This is a genomic window from Komagataeibacter saccharivorans (assembly GCF_003207825.1).
GTDB classification, from domain to species: domain Bacteria; phylum Pseudomonadota; class Alphaproteobacteria; order Acetobacterales; family Acetobacteraceae; genus Komagataeibacter; species Komagataeibacter saccharivorans.
On sequence record NZ_NKTY01000016.1, the window covers coordinates 21,109 to 43,481 of the forward strand.

Annotated in this window: 26 protein-coding genes; 21 read left to right on the top strand and 5 right to left on the bottom strand. The window is 65.9% G+C overall.

All coding sequences use genetic code 11. The annotated features are described in order from the left end of the window. Positions 1–101: 101 nt before the first annotated feature. Positions 102–290, bottom strand: a complete 189-nt coding sequence (locus tag CFR79_RS15675) for a hypothetical protein (RefSeq protein ID WP_146220127.1) — start codon at positions 288–290, stop codon at positions 102–104. Between the two features lie 72 nt (positions 291–362). Between CFR79_RS15675 and CFR79_RS10070 the strand changes: the two genes are divergently transcribed. Then, positions 363–1,448: a DMT family transporter gene (locus CFR79_RS10070; protein WP_110547859.1), complete on the top strand. Its 1,086-nt coding sequence runs from the start codon at positions 363–365 to the stop codon at positions 1,446–1,448. Positions 1,449–1,649: 201 nt separating this feature from the next. On the opposite strand, the gene CFR79_RS16345 is transcribed toward CFR79_RS10070, so the two are convergent. Beyond that, positions 1,650–2,420: a DapH/DapD/GlmU-related protein gene (locus CFR79_RS16345; protein WP_110547821.1), complete on the bottom strand. Its 771-nt coding sequence runs from the start codon at positions 2,418–2,420 to the stop codon at positions 1,650–1,652. A gap of 363 nt (positions 2,421–2,783) precedes the next feature. Between CFR79_RS16345 and CFR79_RS10080 the strand changes: the two genes are divergently transcribed. From CFR79_RS10080 to CFR79_RS10090, 3 genes are all read left to right on the top strand, one after another. Further along, positions 2,784–3,833, top strand: coding sequence for a hypothetical protein (locus tag CFR79_RS10080; protein ID WP_110547822.1), 1,050 nt, complete (start codon positions 2,784–2,786; stop codon positions 3,831–3,833). Positions 3,834–3,996: 163 nt separating this feature from the next. Further along, positions 3,997–4,392, top strand: a complete 396-nt coding sequence (locus tag CFR79_RS10085) for a terminase small subunit-like protein (protein ID WP_102323782.1) — start codon at positions 3,997–3,999, stop codon at positions 4,390–4,392. Further along, positions 4,376–5,692, top strand: a complete 1,317-nt coding sequence (locus tag CFR79_RS10090; protein ID WP_110547823.1) for a phage terminase large subunit — start codon at positions 4,376–4,378, stop codon at positions 5,690–5,692. The genes CFR79_RS10085 and CFR79_RS10090 overlap by 17 nt, the downstream gene beginning before the upstream one ends. Here the strand turns inward: CFR79_RS10090 and CFR79_RS10095 are convergent. After that, positions 5,689–6,909, bottom strand: coding sequence for a glycosyltransferase family 4 protein (locus tag CFR79_RS10095; RefSeq protein WP_110547824.1), 1,221 nt, complete (start codon positions 6,907–6,909; stop codon positions 5,689–5,691). The two genes, CFR79_RS10090 and CFR79_RS10095, sit on opposite strands and share 4 nt — an antisense overlap. An 87-nt stretch (positions 6,910–6,996) precedes the next feature. Then, complete coding sequence (locus CFR79_RS10100; protein ID WP_110547825.1) at positions 6,997–7,584, bottom strand: DUF2726 domain-containing protein; 588 nt, start codon at positions 7,582–7,584, stop codon at positions 6,997–6,999. A 118-nt stretch (positions 7,585–7,702) separates the two neighbouring features. On the opposite strand from CFR79_RS10100, the gene CFR79_RS10105 reads away from it, so the two are divergent. The 16 genes from CFR79_RS10105 (at position 7,703) to CFR79_RS10175 (ending at position 21,222) form a co-directional block, all read left to right on the top strand. Next, on the top strand, positions 7,703–9,115 hold the full coding sequence (locus CFR79_RS10105) for a phage portal protein (RefSeq protein ID WP_110547826.1): 1,413 nt from the start codon (positions 7,703–7,705) through the stop codon (positions 9,113–9,115). A gap of 29 nt (positions 9,116–9,144) precedes the next feature. Further along, positions 9,145–9,645: a phage scaffolding protein gene (locus CFR79_RS10110; RefSeq protein WP_162900489.1), complete on the top strand. Its 501-nt coding sequence runs from the start codon at positions 9,145–9,147 to the stop codon at positions 9,643–9,645. A 453-nt stretch (positions 9,646–10,098) separates the two neighbouring features. Next, positions 10,099–11,451, top strand: a complete 1,353-nt coding sequence (locus CFR79_RS10115) for a DUF4043 domain-containing protein (protein ID WP_110547860.1) — start codon at positions 10,099–10,101, stop codon at positions 11,449–11,451. A 131-nt stretch (positions 11,452–11,582) separates the two neighbouring features. Beyond that, positions 11,583–12,059, top strand: coding sequence for a hypothetical protein (locus tag CFR79_RS10120; RefSeq protein WP_102323776.1), 477 nt, complete (start codon positions 11,583–11,585; stop codon positions 12,057–12,059). Beyond that, the gene (locus tag CFR79_RS10125) at positions 12,059–12,709 is read left to right on the top strand and encodes a hypothetical protein (RefSeq protein ID WP_110547827.1); all 651 of its coding nucleotides are present in this window, start codon (positions 12,059–12,061) and stop codon (positions 12,707–12,709) included. Before CFR79_RS10120 ends, CFR79_RS10125 begins: the two co-directional genes overlap by 1 nt. Before the next feature lie 150 nt (positions 12,710–12,859). After that, positions 12,860–13,732: a hypothetical protein gene (locus tag CFR79_RS10130; RefSeq protein WP_110547828.1), complete on the top strand. Its 873-nt coding sequence runs from the start codon at positions 12,860–12,862 to the stop codon at positions 13,730–13,732. Positions 13,733–13,795: 63 nt separating this feature from the next. Continuing rightward, positions 13,796–15,283, top strand: coding sequence for a phage tail protein (locus CFR79_RS10135; protein WP_110547829.1), 1,488 nt, complete (start codon positions 13,796–13,798; stop codon positions 15,281–15,283). 75 nt (positions 15,284–15,358) lie between these two features. Then, the gene (locus CFR79_RS10140) at positions 15,359–15,790 is read left to right on the top strand and encodes a hypothetical protein (protein ID WP_110547830.1); all 432 of its coding nucleotides are present in this window, start codon (positions 15,359–15,361) and stop codon (positions 15,788–15,790) included. Between the two features lie 26 nt (positions 15,791–15,816). After that, positions 15,817–16,128 carry a hypothetical protein gene (locus CFR79_RS10145; protein ID WP_102323771.1) on the top strand — a complete coding sequence of 104 codons (312 nt, stop codon included), beginning with the start codon at positions 15,817–15,819 and terminating at the stop codon, positions 16,126–16,128. Positions 16,129–16,175: 47 nt separating this feature from the next. Continuing rightward, positions 16,176–16,301 carry a hypothetical protein gene (locus CFR79_RS16190; protein WP_258373527.1) on the top strand — a complete coding sequence of 42 codons (126 nt, stop codon included), beginning with the start codon at positions 16,176–16,178 and terminating at the stop codon, positions 16,299–16,301. Next, positions 16,294–17,688: a hypothetical protein gene (locus tag CFR79_RS10150; RefSeq protein WP_110547831.1), complete on the top strand. Its 1,395-nt coding sequence runs from the start codon at positions 16,294–16,296 to the stop codon at positions 17,686–17,688. The genes CFR79_RS16190 and CFR79_RS10150 overlap by 8 nt, the downstream gene beginning before the upstream one ends. Before the next feature lie 151 nt (positions 17,689–17,839). Then, positions 17,840–18,757 carry a hypothetical protein gene (locus tag CFR79_RS10155; RefSeq protein ID WP_110547861.1) on the top strand — a complete coding sequence of 306 codons (918 nt, stop codon included), beginning with the start codon at positions 17,840–17,842 and terminating at the stop codon, positions 18,755–18,757. Positions 18,758–18,774: 17 nt separating this feature from the next. Next, a complete protein-coding gene (locus tag CFR79_RS10160; protein ID WP_102323769.1) occupies positions 18,775–18,984 on the top strand; it encodes a hypothetical protein in 210 nt (69 codons plus the stop codon). Then, positions 18,981–20,144 carry a hypothetical protein gene (locus tag CFR79_RS10165; protein ID WP_110547832.1) on the top strand — a complete coding sequence of 388 codons (1,164 nt, stop codon included), beginning with the start codon at positions 18,981–18,983 and terminating at the stop codon, positions 20,142–20,144. Before CFR79_RS10160 ends, CFR79_RS10165 begins: the two co-directional genes overlap by 4 nt. After that, positions 20,137–20,814, top strand: a complete 678-nt coding sequence (locus CFR79_RS10170; RefSeq protein WP_110547833.1) for a phage baseplate assembly protein V — start codon at positions 20,137–20,139, stop codon at positions 20,812–20,814. The genes CFR79_RS10165 and CFR79_RS10170 overlap by 8 nt, the downstream gene beginning before the upstream one ends. A 45-nt stretch (positions 20,815–20,859) precedes the next feature. Beyond that, the gene (locus tag CFR79_RS10175; protein ID WP_102323766.1) at positions 20,860–21,222 is read left to right on the top strand and encodes a phage tail protein; all 363 of its coding nucleotides are present in this window, start codon (positions 20,860–20,862) and stop codon (positions 21,220–21,222) included. Between the two features lie 29 nt (positions 21,223–21,251). On the opposite strand, the gene CFR79_RS10180 is transcribed toward CFR79_RS10175, so the two are convergent. Continuing rightward, positions 21,252–21,557 (bottom strand): hypothetical protein, encoded by a 306-nt coding sequence (locus CFR79_RS10180; protein ID WP_102323765.1) that lies wholly within the window; start codon positions 21,555–21,557, stop codon positions 21,252–21,254. 331 nt (positions 21,558–21,888) lie between these two features. Here CFR79_RS10180 and CFR79_RS10185 point away from each other — a divergent pair, with 331 nt between their 5' ends. Further along, positions 21,889–22,359, top strand: a complete 471-nt coding sequence (locus CFR79_RS10185; RefSeq protein ID WP_258373529.1) for an Hsp20/alpha crystallin family protein — start codon at positions 21,889–21,891, stop codon at positions 22,357–22,359. Positions 22,360–22,373 lie beyond the last annotated feature (14 nt).

A 22,373-nucleotide genomic window follows, 5' to 3' on the forward strand; every position in this document is an offset into this window, starting at 1 on the left:
GGGCAGGGAGCGCGTGTGCCCCCATTGTCCATTGTCGGCTGCGTCCGTATCCGCGCACGGGTCTGGCGGTCATGCGGCAATGGCGTCATGGGACGGAAATGTCATGACCTGTCTATGGCCTGCCTGCCACGCGGGCTATCGGCACGCACGCCGCCATCGCCCGGTATCCACGGAATCCCGATGACCTCAACCACAACCAGCCATGCCCGTCTCTGCGTGCCCGCAGGGATTTCGGCAGTTATGCCATGGCATGGGATGTCGTGCCTGTGCTGGCTTCCGGGGCCGGTCATGGGGTCAGGATTGCACGGCTGCTGGCGTATCCGTCGTGGCGCCGATGCGGCGTGGCGTGGTATGGCAAGGGTATGAACAGAACCGGTCTCTGCCTTGCCCTGCTGTCCGCCGTGCTGTTTGGCATCAGCACGCCCTTTGCCAAGCTGCTGCTGGGCGGCATGACGCCACAGATGGCGGCGGGGCTGCTGTATCTGGGTTCGGGAACCGGGCTTGCGCTGGTGCTGGCCGCGCGGCGGGCGCTGCGGCTGCCCACGCATGATGAAGCGCCCCTGACGCGCGCCGATGTGCCGTGCCTGCTGGCGGTGATTGCCAGTGGTGGCGTGGCGGGGCCGCTGCTGCTCATGATCGGGCTGGCGCGCACGGATGCGGCCAGTGCGTCGCTGCTGCTGAATCTGGAAAGCATCGCGACGCTGCTGATTGCGTGGGTCGTGTTCCGTGAAAACGTGGATCGCAGGCTTATGCTGGGCGCGCTGGCCATCGTGCTGGGCGCGGGCGTGCTGTCGTGGCAGGGGCATGCGACGCTGGCCCCCGGCGCGCTGTATATCGCCGCCGCCTGCCTGTGCTGGGGGATCGACAATAACCTGAGCGGGCGGCTGTCGGCGGCTGACCCGGTGCGGATCGCCATGATAAAGGGCGTGGCGGCGGGCAGCGTGAACCTTCTGGTCGCGCTGCTGGTGCAGCGTGCGGGCCTGCCGGGGGCGGGGATTGCCGCCGGGGCCGCCGTGGTGGGCTTTCTGGGCTATGGCGTAAGTCTTGTGCTGTTCATGCTGGGCCTGCGCCACCTTGGGGCGGCGCGGACGGGGGCGTATTTTGCGCTGGCGCCCTTCATGGGGGCGGTCATGTCGCTGTTCGTATTCCATACGCATGATATTGCGCGCCTGCTGGTGGCCGGGGTGCTGATGGGGATCGGGCTATGGCTGCACCTGACCGAACGCCATTCCCATTACCATGTGCATGAACCCATGGAGCACACCCATCGCCATACGCACGATGCCCACCACCAGCACACCCATGGCCCCGACGACCCGCCGGGCGAACCGCATACCCACCGGCACGTCCATACCGAACTGGCGCACACCCACGCCCATTACCCGGACCTGCACCATCGGCACGGTCACGATCATGACCATGAATCCGGGCATACCCATGCCGCGTAAGGCCGGACGGGAAGGATGCCCGTAATCGCGCATCCGGCGCGCGACGAGTGATGGATACGCCCATCGGCCTGTATGGGATGAAGGGCCGGCAGGTGCGGCATTGACCGCTGTAACGACCATGTCGGTCATGCCCGTGCAAGACGCAGGGATGGTTCCCGTAAATGACTTGCAGGCGGTATCTGTTGTTCTGGATGGTGCTTATCAGTCCCTGAAAATACCGGATCTGTGCAACGCTTTTTCGAGGATGTTCCGCATTTTGGTATCGGATGCCGCTTTCAGGTCGGAAAACTTTATTTTGCGGGGGTGGAACCTGTTTATCCCCTCCACATGGTCTTCAAACATCCGGGTGAATTCCTCCGGGTCCTGCCAGTTCAGCATGTTCAGGTCCCAGTACGCGTAATCCCACCATCTGATCTGAAGCATTTTTTCGATGATTCTATCATCAAACCGCATCTTTATTATTCTGGCCGGATTGCCGCCAACGATGGCGTAGGGGGGCACATCCTTCGTGACGACCGACCCGGCGGCCACGACCGCGCCGTCATGAATTGTAATGCCGCCCTTGACCATGACCCTGGTGCCGATCCAGCAGTCATTACCAATGACTATTCTGCCATAATCCGTATCGAACGGCAGTATTTTCCAGTCCCTGCCGTGCTGATGCGCCAGTTCGCGGTAATAATCATCCGTCGTAACCGGGCTGGAGGTTACGAAATCGACCGGATGAATCTTGCTGAAATCGGTAAAGCCATGGGAAATGGACGAATACCTGCCCACGGATACATCCGCATAGATTTTTGAAAAGGAATAGGAAAACGCCCCGCACTGAAAAAGCGTATTGGTCTTGAACCAGGTATGGCTTTCTATTTCAGCCGATTCATTTTTGCATTGTATGAATATTTTTTTGTTATCGACATTGATATTGTTTTGTTCAAGAGCGTTTATCAGTTCTTTATTTGAAATTATTTTCATGCGATTGATCCCCCCTTATATCGCTCCGATACTGATTCTGCATGTAAAAAACTGTTCAATGATCTTTTTTCATATAATAGTGAAACAAAATATAGAATTAAAATTTACACCATAAATATCCTGTTTTATCTATCATCCATGCACTTCTGTACATAAAATATCCCCATTTACTACTGAATTCTGGTTATATATGCCATGCTGATACCTGTGTGATAACCAATGCCTGCCCTTTTTTGCAAAATCATGGCGGATACTTCCGCAGGGCGCGCGGATTGACACCATCCCCGCCCCAAACCAACATGTGTGTCCGTAAAGGGCTGTTTCGGGTGCCGGGGCTGCCGGAGGACGCGAAAGGGTGGCGTGATGGACTGGTACGAAGGCTGGCGTGAAGCGGATCTGCCATCATGGCTGGCGACGCCACGGCAGGATTTTGACCGTCTGGCCGCAGTACTCCTGCCCGAAGCGGGCAATCTGCTGGTAACGCAGGGGGTTTTTGCCCCGCTTGGCGCGGTGCTGGACCAGCGTGGCGGCATCGAACGGGTGGATAATCCGCCCGACACGGCGGATGCGGAAGGCCAGCTTGCCCATGTGCAGGGCCTGCTGCGTGACAGGGTGCGTGCTGGCCCGCGCCGGGCGGCGGCATGTGTGGTCAACTGCACCGTCATCCTGCCCGGACAGAATGATCCGGGCACGGCGGCCATTGTCATGTGCGCCCATCGTGATGGCACGGCGGCGCAGATCGTGTTTCCCTATGGCTTCATCAACGGACAGGTGAAGTTCGACGCCCCGCTGCTGGAGGACGGGATACAGGACATTTTCCCGCCCATCCGGCTGCGGCCCTACGTCCGCAGCCATCCTGCGCGGGCGGCGGGCTATACCATTGGTGTTTTTGTGGTCCACGGCATTGACCGGGCCGAAGTGCTGCGCCGTTTTGCCATGACCGATAGCGGCGTGGCGGAGGATGCGCGCCCGGCCTGCCGCGCCGTGGCCTCACTGCCGGGGGGATGGACCGCGCTGTGGTGCAACAGCGCCGACGATGCCCGCGCCCACCTTGCCACCCTGCCGGAACGCGGGGCGGGGGCCACCATCGTCACCTCCTTTATCGACGAACCCGCCTATCGCAGCGCCGCCGCCTGTTACCGCGACGGGGTGGAAATCTGGTCCGTCACCCATGATGGCGCGACAGGCCCGCATGACCTGAACGTAACCGGCACGCCGCCTGCGCAGTTGTCCGACATCATCGCGGATATGGAAAAGGAGGAGGCCGATTGCGGCTATCCGCCCGGCGCGATTGATTTCTGGTTCGACATTCCCGTCGCCCTTGTCCAGTGCGTAACCGGTTTCAGCTACTGCCAGATTGATGAAAACACGCCTGTTTTCAACAAGATAGTCGAAAACGACCTGCCTGCGTAAGATATGGCGGCCCGTGGGCGCATGCGGCCCTGAAATACTGCGTACCGCGCGATGTATTTGCTGCCTGCATGGTTTTTCGACATAAGGATCACATCATGAGACAGCCGCGCCCGGTGGCCGCCAACGCGGTGCCGGGCGCTGGCGTTTACGGAGAAAACCCGCCATGCCCCAGCACCCTGCCACGGCTGCGCGGCGGGGTGGCTACAGCCGGAAACTGGCCGAGGAAATCTGCATCCGTCTGGCGGACGGTCACAGCCTGCGCGCCATATGCGCGGATGCGGGCATGCCGCACCGGGCTACCGTGTTCCGCTGGCTGCGTGACAATGCCAGCTTCCGCGCCCTGTACGCCGCCGCGCGCGAAGCCGCCGCCGATACACTGGCCGAGGAAATCATAGCCATAGCCGACCACGCCACCGGCCGCGATGACGTGCCCGCCATCAAGCTGCGCATGGAAGCGCGCATGTGGGTCGCAACCCGCCTGCGTGCCCCCGCCGAACGCCGGGGGGAAGGCCAGCCCGCCATCACCGTCACGATCACGCCCGATGACGCAGCCCTTTAGCCTGACCGCTGACCAGCACGCCGCCAACCGGCTGCTGGGCACGGATGTCACCCATATCCTGCTGCGGGGCGGGGCGCGGTCGGGCAAGACCTTCGTGCTGGTGCGCGCCGTTGTCATCCGCGCGCTGAAGGCGGCGGGGACGCGGCACGGCATTTTCCGCCACCGGCTGAACGCGCTGCGGGCGACGGTGGTGGCCGATACGTTTCCCGCCGTCATGCGGCGGTGCTTTCCCACCATGGAATGGGCGCTGTCACGCACGGACTGGACGGTGGAACTGCCCAACGGCTCCACCATCGTATTCGGCGGACTGGATGATGAGGACCGGACAGAAAAGATACTGGGGCTGGAGTTTGCGACCGTTTACCTGAACGAAGCCAGCCAGATCACCTATGGCGCACGCAACATGCTGCTTACCCGTCTTGCGCAGAAATCACCGCTGGCGCTGAAGGAATATATCGACGCCAACCCGCCCACCACCGCCCACTGGCTGTATCGGGTGTTTGAACAGGGGGTGGAGCCGGTATCGGGCGCGCCGCTGCCCGGTCGGGACCGTTATGCCACCATGCGGCTCAACCCCGATGGCAACCGTGCCAACCTTTCGGCAGGGTATCTGGCGCAACTTGAGGCCCTGCCGGAACGCGAGCGCAGGCGCTTCATGTTTGGGGAATACCAGCAGGCGGTGGATGGTGCGCTGTGGCGGATGGAGGATTTCCGCCGTGACGCCCCCGTAACCCCCGCCACGCGCCCCGCCGTGGCCGCACGGATGCGGCGCATTGTGGTGGCGGTCGATCCATCGGGCTGTAGCGGGGCGGAAGATACCCGGTCGGATGAAATCGGCATTGTCGTCTGCGGCGTGGACGGGACGGGTATGGGCCATGTGCTGGCCGACCTGTCCCGCCGCGACAGTCCGGCGGGCTGGGCGCGCACGGCGTTGCAGGCGCAGGCCGACTGGGGTGCCGAACGGATCGTGGCGGAACATAATTTTGGCGGCGCGCTGGTGGAAGCAACCCTGCGTGGCCTTAACCCCAACGCCGCCCTGCGCATGGTTACGGCCAGCCGGGGCAAGGCCGCGCGGGCCGAACCGGTTGCGGCGTTATATGAACAGGGGCGCGTCACCCACCACGGCGCCCTGTGTGTGCTGGAGGAGCAGTTATGCCAGTTTTCCGCCAGCGGCTATCACGGCGCCCGTTCGCCCGACCGGGCGGATGCGCTGGTCTGGGCATTGAGCGACCTGATGCTGTCCACCCCGCCGCCCGCGCCCGCGCGGTGGGTGCCGACGCGGTTCAATATCGGACGTTAGCGCCCGGTTGCGGACAGGCGGGACAGGTGGGCAAGGAAAGGCGTCATCCGTTCGATCTGCGCGGCGGGGGAGAAACGCTCCGCCTGACTGTGGCCACGCGCCACCATCTGCTGCCACTGCGCGGTGTCCGCCGTCATCCGGTCAAGGGCTGCGATCCCCTGCGTGATGTCGCCGGTGTCCAGGGGATCGACCAGCAGGGCGGCATCCCCCGCGATTTCGCCCGTGGCGCCGCCGCGCGATGTCAGGACGGGCACGCCAAGGGCCATGGCCTCGATGATCGGCAGGCCGAAGCCTTCGGCAAGGGAGGGGAACAGCAGGGCGTGCGCGTCGCGCAGCGTGCGCAGCAGGGATTCCCGGCTGCACCACGGGATGCGGATGATCTGCTGCCGGGGCGTGCGGGGGGTGAAATCGGGCTGGTCATCCCCGTCCGGCCCCATGATGACCAGCGGGCGGGCCGTGCCGCTAAGGGCATGCGCGGCCACAAGGCGTTCGATGTTCTTGCGCGCTTCCACCCGCCCGATGAACAGGAAACACCCGGCGGGGGCGATGGCGGGGGTGGCCTCCATCGCACGGCGTTCGACATCGGTGATGCTGACGGGCTGGTAGAGGTTGAATATCCTGTCGGCGGGAACGTGAAACATATCCACGATCTGCTGGCGCACCGTTTCGGAAACGGTGACCACCACATCCGCAAGGGCGACCTGCCGGCGCAGCAGCTTTTCCATGAAGGTCCGGTCTATGCCGGTCAGTTCCGGGTGGGTCAGCGGGATCAGGTCATGGATCGTGACCACGTTGATCGCGTCATCCACCAGAAAGGGCAGGGGATATGTTGAATACATGATGGCGGGCGGCTGACCGCCACACAGCCGCAGCGGGCGCTTCCAGATGCGGAAATGCACATTGGCCAGCCGGAACAGGTCCGGCACGAACCAGCATCTCTCCCCCGTATCCGGGCGCTGCCGCCTGCGTACCCGCGTGGGAAAGGGCAGCAGCGCGTGCATGAAGCGCAGCACCTTGCGCGCGGGCGTGTTGGGCGGGGGAGCGGTGGCGTCTGGCGCGCGGTCCCACAGATAGGTCACATCGCAGCCCATCTGCGTAAAACACTGGCGCATGCCCGTGGTGTAGGTCGCAACCCCGGTCCCGCCGGGACGCCCCGTATTGCGGCTGTCGAGCCAGATCCGCAGGGGCGATGTTGAACCCGGATCACGCAACACCATCAGCTTTCCCCATATTCATTGACGACGCGCCACAAGGCGGGTCCACCTATCCCATGAATAGCCGCCCCTGTCATGCCCACCCGCCCGTCAGGCCGGGACGGGGTGGAAATGGCGGGTAACATCCACCCGCGCACCGGGGGCAAGGCGCAGCAGCGGGATGCGGACATGGGCGAAGGCGGCGTTGACCAGCCCGTCGCGGTACTGGCGTTCGGGTCGGGCATGGGTGGCGTCATCCAGTTCAATGCCCAGCACCACCGCGCCGGTGCCTTCGTCCACCACCACGAAATCAATGGATTTGGATGCGATCTTGAAAAACGCCTGCCGGTTCAGGGTGCTATCCGGGCCGCGTGGCACGATGAAATCCGCCATGCGCACCTGCGGGCAGACATGATAGCCGCGCGGCACCTGCATGCGCAGCGTATCCAGCACCCGGCGTTCCCATACCGACAGCAGGGGCCGGGGCTGGTACAGCCGCACCGCCCAGTCGTAATCGGTCATGGATACGGGAACGCTGAACCCTGCATCGCCCGCAAGGTCGGGCGGGACGGGACGCGGGTGCCCGGGTGCGGGCGGCAGGGATGGCCGCCTGCGCCGCATCACCGCCACAACCGCCGCGATGGCCACAAAAGCCACCCCCAGCCGGATCGGTGTCAGGAACAGGGGACTGATATCCATTAATTTTTTCCTCCCCACGGGGGCCGTGTCGCATGGCGGCCTGTCTATCGCGCTTCCGCCGTGACCGCACCCCCCAGATCACACATCACCCCGCACGCCCTGATACCGGAGAGAGAGCATGGACTGGCAGGAACTGAAAAAAACCTACCCGCGCGACCCGGACCTGCCGCCGCGCGCGCATGATCTTGCCGCACTGGGCCGGGTGCTGGCGGGCACGCAGTACGACGCCATCCCCAATCCCTTCGGCACCGAATATAACGGGGCGGGGGAATACATACCGCTGGCGCGGCGCAGGCCATCGGTGCGGACCAATATGTGCCGCGCGGTGGTGGATGATGCGGTGTCGCTGCTGTTCGGGGCGTCGCACTGGCCCGCAACCGTGGCGTCCGATCCGGCGCTGCCTGCCATCATGGCGCAGATGGCGGCGGAAACGGCGCTGCCCGCCCTGATGACACAGGCGGCGACGCGCGGCAGCGTGGGGTCGGTTGCCGTGCTGGTGGAAGCGGTGGACCGCCACCTGCGTTTTCAGGTGCATGATACGCTGTACCTGACCCCGCAATGGGATGCGGATGGCACGCTGGCCAGCGTTACCGAACGCTACAAGGTGACGGGCGCCATCCTGCTGGCGCAGGGCTGGCCCATCGCGCCCGATGACATGGGCAGCGTGTTCTGGTGGCAGCGCGTATGGGACCGGGCGGACTGCCACGTTTACATCCCGCAGCGCGTCGATGCCGGGCCGCCCGCGCGGGTGGACGCCACGCGCGGCACGCATCACGGTCTGGGCTTCGTGCCGTGGGTGTGGATGGCCAACCTTGCCGCCCCCGGCGTGATGGACGGGCCATGCACGTTCGCGCCCGCCATCGATACGGTGATCGAATGCGATTACCTGCTGTCCCAGGCGGGACGGGGGCTGAAATACAGTGCCGATCCGCGCCTTGTCATCCGTGCGGGGGCGGACCCGTATGCCGATGGCACGCCTGCATCCAGCGGCGGGGCGGCGGCGGCGCTGACCCTGCCGCTGGATGGGGATGCCAAGCTGCTGGAAATCAACGGCGACGCCGCAGGGGCCATGCGTGACCATTACCGCGAACTGCGCGCCAGCGTGATGGAACAGATACACGGCAACCGCGCGCAGGCCGACAGCCTGTCCGCCCCCACGTCGGGCCGCGCGATGGAGATGCTGTACCAGCCCCTGCTGTGGCTGGCGGACCGGATGCGCCTGTCCTATGGCGAATACGGGCTGCTGGCGCTGTATCGCATGGCGTGCCGTTTTTCGCAGGTGATCGCGGGCGGCATACGCATTGGCGGGGTGGATTACGCGGGGCTGGACCCTGCGGGCCTTGCGTTGCAGTGGCCGCCCTATTTCCCCGGCACGGAAGCCGAGCTTGCGCAACTGGCGCAGGGGCTGGGGGCGGCGGTGCAGGGTGGTTTCGTCTCACGCCAGACGGCCTGCGCCATTTTCGCCGCCCGTGCCGGGTGTCCCGCGCCCCATGCGGAATGGGCGCGCATCGTGACCGAAAGCCAGACCTGACCTTACCCTGAAAAAAACCGAGGTACGACATGACCCGATCCAGCGTTCCCCAGACCCCCGACATGGATACCCTGCGCCATGAACTGGCCGCCCTGCGCGCCGAACGGGATGAAGCCGTAAGCGCCCGCACCGCGCTGGAGGCCGACCTTGCCCGCAGCGCCGAACAGGCCAGCACGGCCCGCACCCGTGCCGATCGCGCCGTCATCCGCGCCGAAGCCCGCGCCCTTGCCGCCCGCATGGGGGCTGTGGAACCCGCCGATGTGGTGCGTCTGGTGGACCTGTCGGGCGTGACGCTGGGCGATGACGGGCTGCCGCAGGGGCTGGACACGATCATGCAGGCCGCGCGTGAAAGCCGCGCCTACCTGTTCACCACGCCGCAGCCCGTATCGGGTGCGGCCACCGGCACCACCGCCGCAGGCCCCGCGCCGCGTGCGGGCGATCCCGCCCCGTTCGATGCCCGCACGGCTGGCGCGCGCGATGTAAGGGCGGCAGCGGGTGCGGCGGGCCTGCGCTGGCCGGTGGCGAACTGAAAAACCGTGCCGGTCCCGCCTGCGGGACCGGCAGACCGGAACACGGCTGCAGGGGTCGGGATCGTTACGCAGGTATTGCGTGCCTGCCGCCATCAAGCCTGATTTACAGGACCGGAAGGCATGCGCGGGGGCGGCCCACTGGAACCGTCCCGCGTCTTTCGGTGTTGCTGAAGCCCTGCATGCCCTGACAGGTCAGGATGGAGGGGACAGCCGGATCATTACATATTCCGTGCCTGTATCGGCACTGATATCCATATCATTATTGCGTAATACCACCTTTTACCCGTTCCGCGCCCGATGCTGCGCGGAACGGGCAAGGGGTCGTGCGTATCGTGCCCCTTATCTTCCAACCACCCCGGCCCCTACATGACGCCTGCCGTCATGGCCACCCCTGCCGCCGCCCGTGCAGTCCTGCATGGCGGCTTTTTTTGTTCTTTCAAGGAAATGAACTTCATGGCCATTGCCAATTTCCCCGCCGCCCTGCAGCCGGTCATCCAGCAGGGGTTCCTGTCGCGCGCGTTTCAGGATGCGCTGCAGTCGCGGCTGGGCTTCCGCTCCATCGCGGACCAGATGGAATTTCCCGCCCGCATCGGCCAGACCATTACCGATACCCGCGCGGGCCTGCTGCCGCCTGCGACCACGCCGCTCAACCCCACCGCCAATACCAGCTTCGACAACGGCATGACGCCCGCCGAATGGTCGGTGGAACAGTACACGCTGACCATCAACCAGTACGGCAACACCATGGACCTGAACCAGGTAACGGAAGGTGTCGGCATCGCCAACCAGTTCCTGGCCAACGCATCGCGCCTTGGCATCAATGCGCGGCAGACGCTGGACCGGCTGGCGCGCAATGCGCTGTTCGGCGGGGCGCAGAACGGGGTGGGCGGCTATCTGGGCGGCAATACGCGCGTCACCGCCACGCTGGGTTCGGCGGGGACGGACGTTGCGGTGGACGACATCCGGGGTTTCCAGAACATCCTTTCCGCCGAGGGGCAGGTGGTGTCCGTTGGCGCATCCGCCGGCATGACCGTCACCATCGGGGCAGGGTCCTATACGCTGGTGGGCGTGACGGCTGACGCCACCAATACATCCACCGCGCCGGAAGGGATTTCAGGCACGCTTACGCTGGGCGCCAGCGTATCGGTATCCAATGGCACGGCAGGCAATGCGGTGGTGGCCGCCACCGCCCCGCTGGTGCTGCGGCCCAATGCGCGCGCCACCACGGCGGCCCTTGCAACGGGCGACCTGCTGACGGTGCAGTCGATCCTTGGCGCGCTGGCGGTGCTGCGTGACAACAACGTGCCCACGCCGGAAGGCGGCGTCTATCACTGCTATCTGGACAATGCGCAGTTGCTTGGCCTGTTCCGTGATGACGACTTCAAGCTGCTGTATCGCGGGCAGTACGGGTCCGACACGTACCAGACCGGCCAGATCTTCGACCTGCTGGGCGTGCGCTTCATCCCCACGACGGAGGCCCCGCAGCAGGCATCGCTGGGGGCGGGGGCGATCCACCGCGCCATCATCTGCGGTCAGGGCGCGCTGATCGAAGGCGATTACGCCAATATCGGCACGCATTACGCCCCGCTTCTGGATGGCGGCGAACTGACGGATGTGGAGGGCGTGTGCATGATCACCCGCCCGGCGCTGGACCGTCTGGCGCAGATCATCGCGCAGTCGTGGTCATGGATCGGTGGCTTCGCGCTGCCCACGGACCTGACCGCCAATACCACGGTCATTCCCACCGCCACCAACAGCTATCTCAAGCGCGGGGTGGTGATCGAAAGCCTTGGCGCGGGGGCCTGAGGGGGCTGACGGGGCGCGGGCGCGTTGCCCGCGCCCCTTTCTCCCGCCCGGCACGCAACCGGCCGGTGGGATGATCCTGCAATCCCGCATTCCCCCGCAAAACGGCGCTGACAGGAAACGGAGGCGACAGCATGACAGACACCCCCTGCGGCGCGGACACCACCACGCCGGTCTCATCCCCGCCCGCCACCTGCGCGCCGGTTGCGGTGCCGGTTGCCGGTGCCATGGCGGACACGCCACTGGTGGATACGGAACTGGCGCAGGCGCGGCGCTACATGGGTTATCCCGCCATGGGCGGACAGGATGGCGGCATGCAGTCATGGCGGTTTTTCCGCGTGTACGGGTTCAATGAATGGCGGCTGCGTAACCTCGCACCCGAAGAATGTGCGCAGGCGCGCGCGTTCCTGACCCAGTGCCAGATGCTGGAAAGCGCGATCATGGCCGCCACCGCCAATCTTGATACCGACCGCGCCGCCGTGTGGACCCGCAACCGTAGCGAAGTGCCTGACCGCTTCATGCTGTACACGCGCTGGCGGGTGCAGTTGTGCAATTTCATGGGCGTGCCGCCGGGGCCGGGCCTGCGCGGGACGGGGGAAATCATCATCTGATGGACCAGACAGCCCTGAACAGCCTTGCCGCGCGTGGCTTCGCGCGCGCGGCCTGCCATGTGGGTGCGCCCGCCACGCAGTTCCGCCCCACCGATGCGCTCGCCCCCTGCGTCAGTCCTTATGCACGGGTCATGGTGGCCTTCAGCACCGAGCGGGATTTCACTTTCTCCGGCCCGGCATTGTGGGATGTGCCGTTCGTGTACGCGCTGATGGATACGCGCGACGTGCGGGCGGGCGACATTCTTACCTGCGGCGCGGATACGGCCTTCATCGCCCGGTGCGTGCCCTTCCGGCCCCCCTTATGCGTGTTGTGCGGCACGACGATAACACTGACCGGCACCACGGCGCAGGGGACGGATCAGGCCGATCCGGGCGGCTATGCCACATCGGGCGATGTCGGGGCGCAGGTGATATTTGCCACGGGCTGGCCCGCCATGATCCGCGCGGGCGGGGGCGCTACGGTGCCCGGACCGGTACAGCCCGGCGCGATCCATGGTGGCGGAATGGAAATGTTCGTGCCCGCCATTCCGGGCATCATGGTGCAGCCCGCCATGTGGGTCACGGACGGGGACGGCACGCGCTACACCATCGGCGGCACGCATACAGGGCCGTGGGGCACACGCTGCCAGATCCAGCAGCAGCAGGTTTAGGCCCCGTCAGTCGGCCCCGGTGAAACGGGGCGGGCGGGGAACCGGCTTTTCCAACCTCTTGGCAGAACCGGCCCAAAACCGTGCCCGTCCATGACGGATGCGGGGCAGGGCGGCTGCCTATCCACCACAGGGAGCAGGAGCGGACAGGCCATGGCCGATATCGCCACCATTTCCACCGCCATCGCAAGCGTGCTGGCCGCCGCCATCTGCCCCGATGGCACGACCGGCAGCGCCGTAACGGGGCGGCCCGTCATCATCCGCCGTGGCGGGCTGACGCAGGCCGACCTTGGCGGCATGGTGCGGACAGTGCAGCAGGGGTGCGACTTCATCGGCATTGCCGACGTGCCGGATTCATGGGCGCGGCTGGATGAACCGCTGGGCCGCCCGTGGCGGATGGATACGGCATGCGCGCCCACGGCCACCATCGGGGCGACGGGCGTGACCGCCGTGGTCACGCTCACACCGGGGGTAGCGCCCTGCGGCACGCTGGGGCTGCGGGTGACGGGCCTGCCCGGTTACAGCGGGGCCGCATGCGTGCTGCATGTCGCCACGGCGGACGATACGGCGGACAGCATCGCCGCGGCCCTTGCCGCACCGCTACCGGGCGCCATGGCGACGGGCGACGCCATCACCATACCGGGGGCGGCCAGCGTGCAGGCGCTGAATGCGGGGGTCGTGACCACGCGCTGCATCGCGCGCAGGCAGGAACAGATGTTCATCATCACCACATGGTCCGCCACACCCGCCGCGCGTGACGCGCTGGGGCAGGCGGCAAGTGACGCGCTGGCCCTGAATGACTGGCTGACGGATGCGGACGGCTCCACCTTCCGTATCGAGGCGCGCGCCGCCAGCAATGACGACACCGCCATGAACCGCGGCCTTTTCTCGCGCCCCGCGCACTACCTGGTCACGTTCGATACGGATCTGACCCGTCCGGCCCCGGTCATGCTGGCGGGCGGCATCGGCCTGCCCGGCGGCGCGATCGAAGGCGATGTGCTGCTGGGGCCTGCCGCCCCGGCCTGATCCGCCCACCACACCAAACCGGTTTCCACGCGGCATGCCGCGCAACAGGGAAAGACAGACGCAATGACCATCTACCAGTCCGGGCAGCTCAATACCAACAGCCTGAATGTGCCCGACCTGTATGTACAGATCCTCCAGCCACAGACGCTGGCGCTCAACGGTGTCGCCACCGGGCGCATCGGCATCGTCGGCACCGCTGCATGGGGGGCCGTGGCGACGCCCGTCATCGTGGGCGGCATGGGCGACTGTCTCGGCGCCTTTGGCCCCAGGCAGGCGATGGCAACCGACATCGGCACGGCGGTCAACATCGCGCTGCTGCAGGGCGCATCCGACTTTCGCTGCGTGCGGGTAAGCGACGGGACGGACGCCGCCGCCACGGGCGAACTGGCGGGGGTTACACTGACCGCCATCCATACCGGCAGCGCGGGTAACGCCATTACCGCGACGCTGGTGCAGGATGCGATCATCACCACCGCCTATACCCTGAACATCAGCCATGCCGTGCTGGGCAGCCGCACCTATCGCGGCGCGACATGGACGGCGCTGGCCACGGCCCTTGCGGCCGATGGCGCTGCGCTGGTCCGCGCCACGGTTCCCGCCACAGTGCCGGTGCTGGCGGCGGGGTCCGTTATGCTTGCGGGCGGTGCGGATGGCGGTGTTCCGGCCACGGCGGCGTTCCTTGGCACCGACGGGGCCAGCCGCACCGGGATGTACGCCCTGCGCGGGCAGGGCTGCGCGCTGGGCCTGCTGCATGGGATCAGCGACAGCACGTCATGGACCACGCAGGCGGCCTTCGGGCTGGAGGAAGGCGTGTACATGATCGCCACCGGCCCCGCAGGCGACACGATCGCCAGTGCTGCGGCGCAGAAGGCGGCTGCCGGGGTGGACAGCTACGCCATCAAGCTGATGCTGGGTGACTGGCTGTGGTGGGATGACGACGCCAATGGCGACATGCTGGTGCCGCCGCAGGCCTTCGCTGCCGGTATCCTTGGCGGCCTGTCGCCCGAACAGTCCAGCCTGAACAAGCCGCTTTCGGGCGTGATCGGCAGCCAGAAGGCGGGACTGGTTTCCAGCGGTATGGCCGCGACCTATTCCACCGCCGAACTGTCCGCGCTGTTCGGCGCGGGGATCGACGTGATCTGCAATCCAGCGCCCGGCGGGGCCTACTGGGCGGTGCGCGGCGGGATCAATACATCGTCCGATGCCGACACGGCGGACGACACCTATACCCGCCTGACCAACTACATTGCCGAAACCATCAATGCGGGCATGGGCGCGTTCGTGGGTGAGGTCATCAGTCCCACGCTGTTTGGCGATATCCGCGCCGTGCTGCTGGGCACGCTGTCCGGCATGGCGGGCAGCGGCATCCTTGCGGACAGCACGTCGTATGCCGTGGTGTGCGACAGCACCAACAACCCGCAGTCGCGCACGGCGCTGGGTTATGTCCGCGCGGACGTGCAGGTGCGCTACCAGGGCATCAACCGCTTCTTCATCGTCAACCTTCAGGGCGGGGCGAGCGTGACCGTCGCCACCGGCACGTCCGCCACCTGACGAAACGGGCTGCCGCCAACAGAAATACTTCACGGGCCGCCCGCCGGGTGGCCCATCTTCCTTACGGAGCGATGAATGTCCGCCAAGCCTTTCAATATCGGCCGCGACTGCCGCGTGGTGCTGGTCTATAACGGCAGCCGCATCGACCTGCCCACCGTTACCGGGTTTCAGGCCCAGCAGCGCACCAGCGCGATTTCGTCCAGCCCGCTCAACGACATGCCCATGTTCTATGACGTGCCGAACGGCTGGAATGGCCACTTTTCCTTCCAGCGCGACAGTTCCGGCGCGGATGACCTGTTCGCCGCAATCGAAAGCGGGTTCTGGGCCGCGGGCACGGTGCTGCTGGGCAGCATTTACCAGTACGTGACCGAATGCGACGGATCGCTGAGCACGTATGAATATGTCGGCGCGTCGATCCAGTTGTCCGATGCGGGGCATTACCAGTCCGAAATGCTGGTCATGCAGGCCATAAGCTTCAACGCCCGCGCGCGCAACCGCGTTTCCTGATCCCGCCACGAACCGAAAGTCATGCCATGACAGACAGAACAGTAAAGACCAGTGATGGCCGCACCATCACCTACCGCGAACGCGGGCCGGGGGACGTGCTGGCGTTGCTGGAACTTGGCCCGGCCACGCCATCGACGGCGTGGATGGAATACGCGCTGATGGTCACATCGGTCGAGGCGATCGACACCGTGCCCGTCATCCGCCCGCAGACGCGCGTGCAGCTTGAGCAGCTTGCCAACCAGATCGGCCATACGGGGATCGAGGCCCTGTCCACCGCCCTGTTTGGCGCGGACGGACAGGCGGCGGCGCAGGCCGAGGGCACAGCGGCAAAAAACTGAGCCGGCACCCCGCCCTGATCGAGGTTGCGGCCCTGATCAGGAACGGGGTGCCGTGGGATGTCGCCATGGCCATGCCGCGCGTGCGGCGCATGGCGTTTCTTGTCGCGTTTGGGGAACTGGCAGGCGGGCGGTATGACTGGAACACCCAGCAATGGGAACAGCCCGATGGCTGATTTTCCTTACATGACGGCAGTGCATGCGGTGCGGGTATCGGCACGGACCGGGCGGGTTACGGGGCTTGCGCGCGTTATGGCGCGTGGGGGCGGTGTGCCTGGTCGCGTCATCGCGCGACTGCGGAGCGGAACGGGCCTGACCGGCATGCTGGCGCGCATCATCCAGCGCATCGCCGCAGGGGGCGCGGGACGGGTGGGGTTCATGCCGTTCATCCCGCGCCCCCATGGCGGGAAGGGGGATGATGGGGGCGTGATGACCGCCCTGCCACCCGCGCCGCCCATCGCAGCACTGGCCGCCAGCATTCCCCATACGCACCCGGTGGCCGGTGTGTCCCGCGTCGGGGCGCCTTTCCTTTTCCCCGTGCAGGGAAATGCGCGCACCGCACTTCCCGCCGCCGTCACGCCTGCCGCGCCGTCATTGTCGCGTGGCGGAAACGCTGCGGGCCCCGTCGTGCAGGATGGCGTGCAGCCCGTCGCGGCAATGCGCCATATCCACCCGGTCTGGATGCCGAAGGCGCGGGAAGAAATGTCCGGTTACGGGAATATGCTGTCCCCTGCACCCCGTTTCGTGGCGCAGGGGGCTGTGATGGCCGGGCCAGTGTCCCGCCTGACGTCTGCCGTTCTCATGCCTGCCCGTGTGGTGGGGACCAACCTGCCCCATGATGTCGGTATAACAGGGGGCGGAACGGATCGGGTGGCGGCCCCTGCGCTACCTGTCGCCACGGCTATTGCGGCGGGGACCACGGATGGCGGTGGTGCGTGGCTGCGCGCATCCGGTCCTGCTGCGCATGTGGTCATGCCACCCCGTATGGTGCGCCCGGCGGGGCATGGGGGGGATTATGCCCGTGCCGCCGGGCCTGTCGCTGCATGGGTTCAGGCCGGGCGGGATGTGCATGGAACGGTGGCGTTGCCGCCCGCGCGTGAACCGCGCAGCGGGCCGGTGATGACGCCGGTTTGTCGGCCATGGCTTCCATCGGGCGGCGCGCCTGTGGCAGGCGTGCCTTATGCCCCGGCGGGGTATCCGGTCCAGCAGGCCGTGTTCGTGCCCACGGGTGCGGGGACGGTCGGGTCGGTCGTGCCCCGCGTGCCCCGGCCTGGCGTGCCGCAGCCGGTCCGGTCAGGCTGGCCCGGGCAGGGCAGGCCGCCCTTCATCGCGCCCGCCGTCCCGGTTGCGCGTCGGGAAGGGGATGTTGCCCCCGTGGCGGCACGCAACATCCCGCCGCCCGCAATTCAGGTCACCATACCGGTAACGCTGGACCACCACGTACTGGGGCAGGCCGTCGCCCGTATCGACACCAGCCGCGCGCGGCATGAACACCGCGCCACCGGCACCGCGCCCGATGGCGTGCGCCATGCGCAGTTACCGGGCCGTTCCATCGGTCTGTAACCACCACCAGCACCCGTGGGCCGCATAAAGCGTCCTTCCCGCCTGCACGATCTGGCGTTAGACAGTAGCCATGATGGCATAGCCGCGTAAGGTGGTGCGGCGGGATCATGCAACCGTAATACTGCACCGCGTCCGTGCAGCGGAAACCATCATGTCCCTGACCCTTGAGAACACGGAAACCGCAATCGGTTCCATCGGGCGGCTGTGGGCGTCCGCCCCCGTCACCATTGGCGGCCTGACGCTGACCGGCATGGAAGTGCCACAGGTCATACGCGATGGCGGCACGCAGCAGGTCGCCATACACCGCCTGCCCGGTGGCAACCGGATTATCGACGCGGTGGGGAACGATCCCGACCGGCTGGAACTGCAGGGCACCTTTGTCGGACCCACCGCCATCGAACGCGCCATGGTGCTCAAGCAGATGCGCATTGCGGGGGTACCCGTTGCCTTCGCCGGGGCGGGGCTGTCGCTTATGGTGCGTATTGTCCAGTACGCCTTCGATTACGCGCATAAGGGCGTTGTGATCCCGTACCGGCTGGTACTGGAACAGCCGCCGCAGGTTGCGGCTGCATCCGGCGGTGTGTCCGGCCTGTCCGCGCTGGTGGGCAGTGATGCGGCATCGGCGCTGTCGGGCCTGAGCGGGACGCTGGCGGATGTGGCCAGTGTTGCGGGTGATGTGACCGGCCAGCTCGCCACCGTCATGGGGCAGGTGATGCCCATTGCGGACATGACCGGCGCGGGTGGCGTGTTCGCGGGCGTGCAGGACCAGCTTGGCATGGTCGGTGGCCTGTCGGGGGCGGGGGTCAATCTGGCCTCGGTCCCCGGCAGCGTGACCGGCGTGCTGTCCGGGCTGGAGGCGGCGGGCAGCGGACTGACCACCGCCATAAGCCAGACCGGGGCGAATATCGACGCAATCAGCCCGGACAATGCAGCCAGCCTGTCCACCCTGACCGCGAATGCCGCGCTGCATGCCACCGCCGCCACATCCGGCGCGCTGGTCAACCGGGCCTACGCCAACACCATAACCGCAACGGGCGGCGCACGGAACGGACCGCTCGTCACCGCGTAGAGGCAGGATCATTTCCCATGGCGAATACACTCAAGGTCACGGCGGCGGACATATCGCTTTATCATGTGGCCGCACGCCAGCTTGGCGATGCGACGCAGTGGTGGCGGATCGCGCGGCTGAATGGTCTGGATGATCCGGATCTGGGTGGTTTTGCAACGCCGGTGGTGCTGACGCTGCCGCCCGTTGACGCCACGCAGGACAGTGGGGTGGCGGGAGTATCGTCATGAGCGAAAGCATGACCGTAACCGCCAGCCGTGGCCATCCGCCGTGGCGCATGCCGCGCGCGCGGCTGCTGGTCAACGGGGCGACGCGGCCTGAAACCGGGCTGGAACGCTTCAGCCTTGCCCGCACGCGCTACAGCCGCGCCGACACGCTGGACCTGACGCTGGCGCTGGACCGGACGCAGGTGCCGGGCACCGGGCTGTGGTTCGACCTGGCAGACCCGGCGGCGGGCAGCGTTCTGTCCGAAATCGACATCGAACTGCAGATGCGTGACGAAGCGCAGTCCGGCGCGCAGTGGACCACCATGTTCCGTGGCCTTGTCGATCATGTCGCATTCAGCCCGGCGGAAACATCCGTCCATGTCCAGTGCCGCGACTATCTGGCGCGACTGCTGGACATGCGGGTTGTCGACGGGTGGATGAACATGACCGGGGCCGGGGTAGTCCGCGCCATGATCGCCGCAGCCGGGCTGACGCCGCAGGTCAGCATGGATGACGCGATGGTGGGACAGTTCTGGCAGGTCGAGCACAAGCGCGTATCCGCCGCCAGCCACTGCCGTTTCCAGACCGCGTTCGACCTTGCCAGCCATCTGGCCGTCCTGTCCGGCTGCGACCTGTATGCTGATGGAACCACCATCATCTGCGCGCCCCGTCCGGCGGCGGACGCCACCAATACGCATCATCTGGACTATACCGATACGGGACCGGACAGCCCGGTTGCGATGGGGGCCAGCTTCCTGCGCTTCAGCCGGGATTACCAGATTGCGCGCGGCGTGATCGTACACGTCACGGCGTGGGACAGCAGGCAGCGTACGCGGGTGGATTATTACTGGTCCGCCGCCGGTGGATCGCCCGCAAACCCCGGCGGCACCGGCACGCTGCACAGCTTCACCGCCCCCGGCGCGCGGCTGGATGACGTCAAACGCATTGCGTGGTGCAAATATAACCAGATCGTGGCCCATGCCCGCACCGTAAGCGGCACCATACCGGGCCGCATCGCATTGCAGCCGCGCCAGTTCATGCAGGTCAGCGGCACGGGCACGACATGGGATGGCACGCTGGACATTGATGCGGTCGAGAGCAGCTTTTCGTGGGATGGCGGCTTTTCGCAGCAGCTTGTCCTGCGCCTGCGCGATGTGACGAAGGATGAGAACAGTGATGACTGACCCGCGCATGATCGCCGCAGGCATGGCGCATGGGCTGGCGCAGCCCGGTTTCGGGCTGGTCAGCGCGGTGGACCCGGTCAACCACGCGGTCAAGGTCACGCTCCAGCCTTCGGGCGTGGAAAGCGGCTGGGTGCCCTATGGCGCGATGCAGGTGGGCAGCCTGCGCATCGCCTGCATGCCCGATACCGGTACGCATGTGCTTGTCACGCCCATCGAGGGCGACGCCGAACATGCGGTCATCGCCTGTCCGGTTTATGACGCGGCGATGATGCCGCCCCTTTCACCCGCCACGGGGCAGGTGGCCCAGCCGGGGGAAGTGCTGATCGTAAGCGGCTGCGCCCCGCCACCGGCGCAGGCTGGTGGCGTACCCGGTTCGCCGGGCCAGAACGCCCCGTGGTGGCACATGACGAAAACCGCGATCCATGCCGGGGCGGGGGATGCGACCGCAACCCTGAACGCCAGCGGGCTGACATGGGCGGTAGGCGGCGTGACGATGGCGCTGACGGCGGATGGCCTGGCCATGCGCGGCGGCAGCATCACGACCGACCGGGACATGACGGCGCAGGGCACGGTTACGGGACAGGCGGACGTGAAGGCCGCAGGCATTTCGGGCCGCGAACATACCCACCCGGTCGGCAGCGCACCGGGTGTTACGGGCATGCCGCAATGATGCGGCGGCCCGTAACATATCATACACCACCATGGCGGGGCAGGAATGAGTGCATTATCCCACATTGCGGGCGGTGATCTGGCGCTGTCCGCCACGGGCGGCCTGTCCGTCGTAACAGGGGCGGAGCAGACAAGGCAGGCGCTGCTGCGCAGGCTTTGCACCAATCCCGGTGCGTATATCTGGCAGCCCGGTTATGGCGCCGGACTGCCCGCGAAGGTTGGCGCGGTCATGGACGAAGCAGCCATCCGCGCGCTTGTGCTGGCCCAGACGCAGGCCGAAGCCGGGGTGGACCAGACACGGCCCGTAACGGTCACGCTGACCACACCGAAGGCCGGAGCCTGCCTGCTGGCCATATCCTACACCGACGCCACCACCGGCACGGTGCAGGAACTGACGCTGACAGGCTGAACGCAGCGCGGATGGCTGTTCCGGCCAGTTTACGCGACGCGCAGCGTGACCTTGTGCAGTTCCTTTTGCACGCTGGCGTCCGGGTGGCCGACATGGAAGGCTTCACCGGGCAGCAGGCGGATGTCGCTGATGCCGGACAGCGGCAGGACGCTCCATTCCCCGGTGGGGGGCACGCGTTTTTCGTGCGCGTCCTCGCCACGATAGATCAGGACCTGCGCCGTGCCGTCACGCTCGCCCAGCGCGTGGGGCGAACCGATGTAATTCCTGGCGCTGAAGGTAAAGCCGACCACGGTTTTTTTCTCGATGGCGTCACGAAGCGTCTTTTCAACGGACATGTCTTTTTCCCAATCTGCGCGACCCCGATGCGGGGTGCCGCGTGTTATAACGAGTCTGCCAGACTATATCCGTTCCGCCCGCGCATAGAAGCGGGCAGGGGCGTTTATTATTGCAATACTGACCTGCATTGCGCCGTTTCTGGATGTTGATGGCAGGTTGTGTGGTTTTCTTTGTTTCGGAACAGTAAAAGTCATTCCAGACCATAATGAAGCGCATGACAGGATTGATCTGCGTCACGGCGGGCGGGGATCGCTGGCCGCAGCATCCGTCATGCAGGGCGGATATGCCCCGGAATAGACCGCTCCGGTTATGTATTTTAGGAGAATGACCATGATTGCGCGACCGACATTTGTTGCGACGCCAGTACGCACGGCCACGGCGCGGGTGGCGGACCCGTTTGCGGTGCTTCAGCGCCAGGTGGGCAGGCTGATTGATGATTACCGCGCGCCCGATACCTTCGGTTCGGGCCGTATCGGGGCCACGGATATTACCGAGGACGCGGCAGGCTACCACATCTATATCGAAGTGCCCGGCTGTTCGGACAGGGACATCACGCTTAACGCCAGCAATGGCGTGCTGAGCATTTCGGGCGAGAAGAAAAGCCCGCTGGCCGAAAGCGACCACAAGCAGCACGTATCCACCCGCAGCTTCGGCGCCTTTGCCGAACATTTCAGCCTGCCCGAAGGCGTGGATGAGGACCGGATCACCGCCCGCATCAAGGATGGCGTGCTGCATGTCACCCTGCCGCGCCGCGAACCGGCAAAGCCGAGCGAACGCAGGATCGAAATCCAGCCCGGCTGACCGGCCTGCACGCT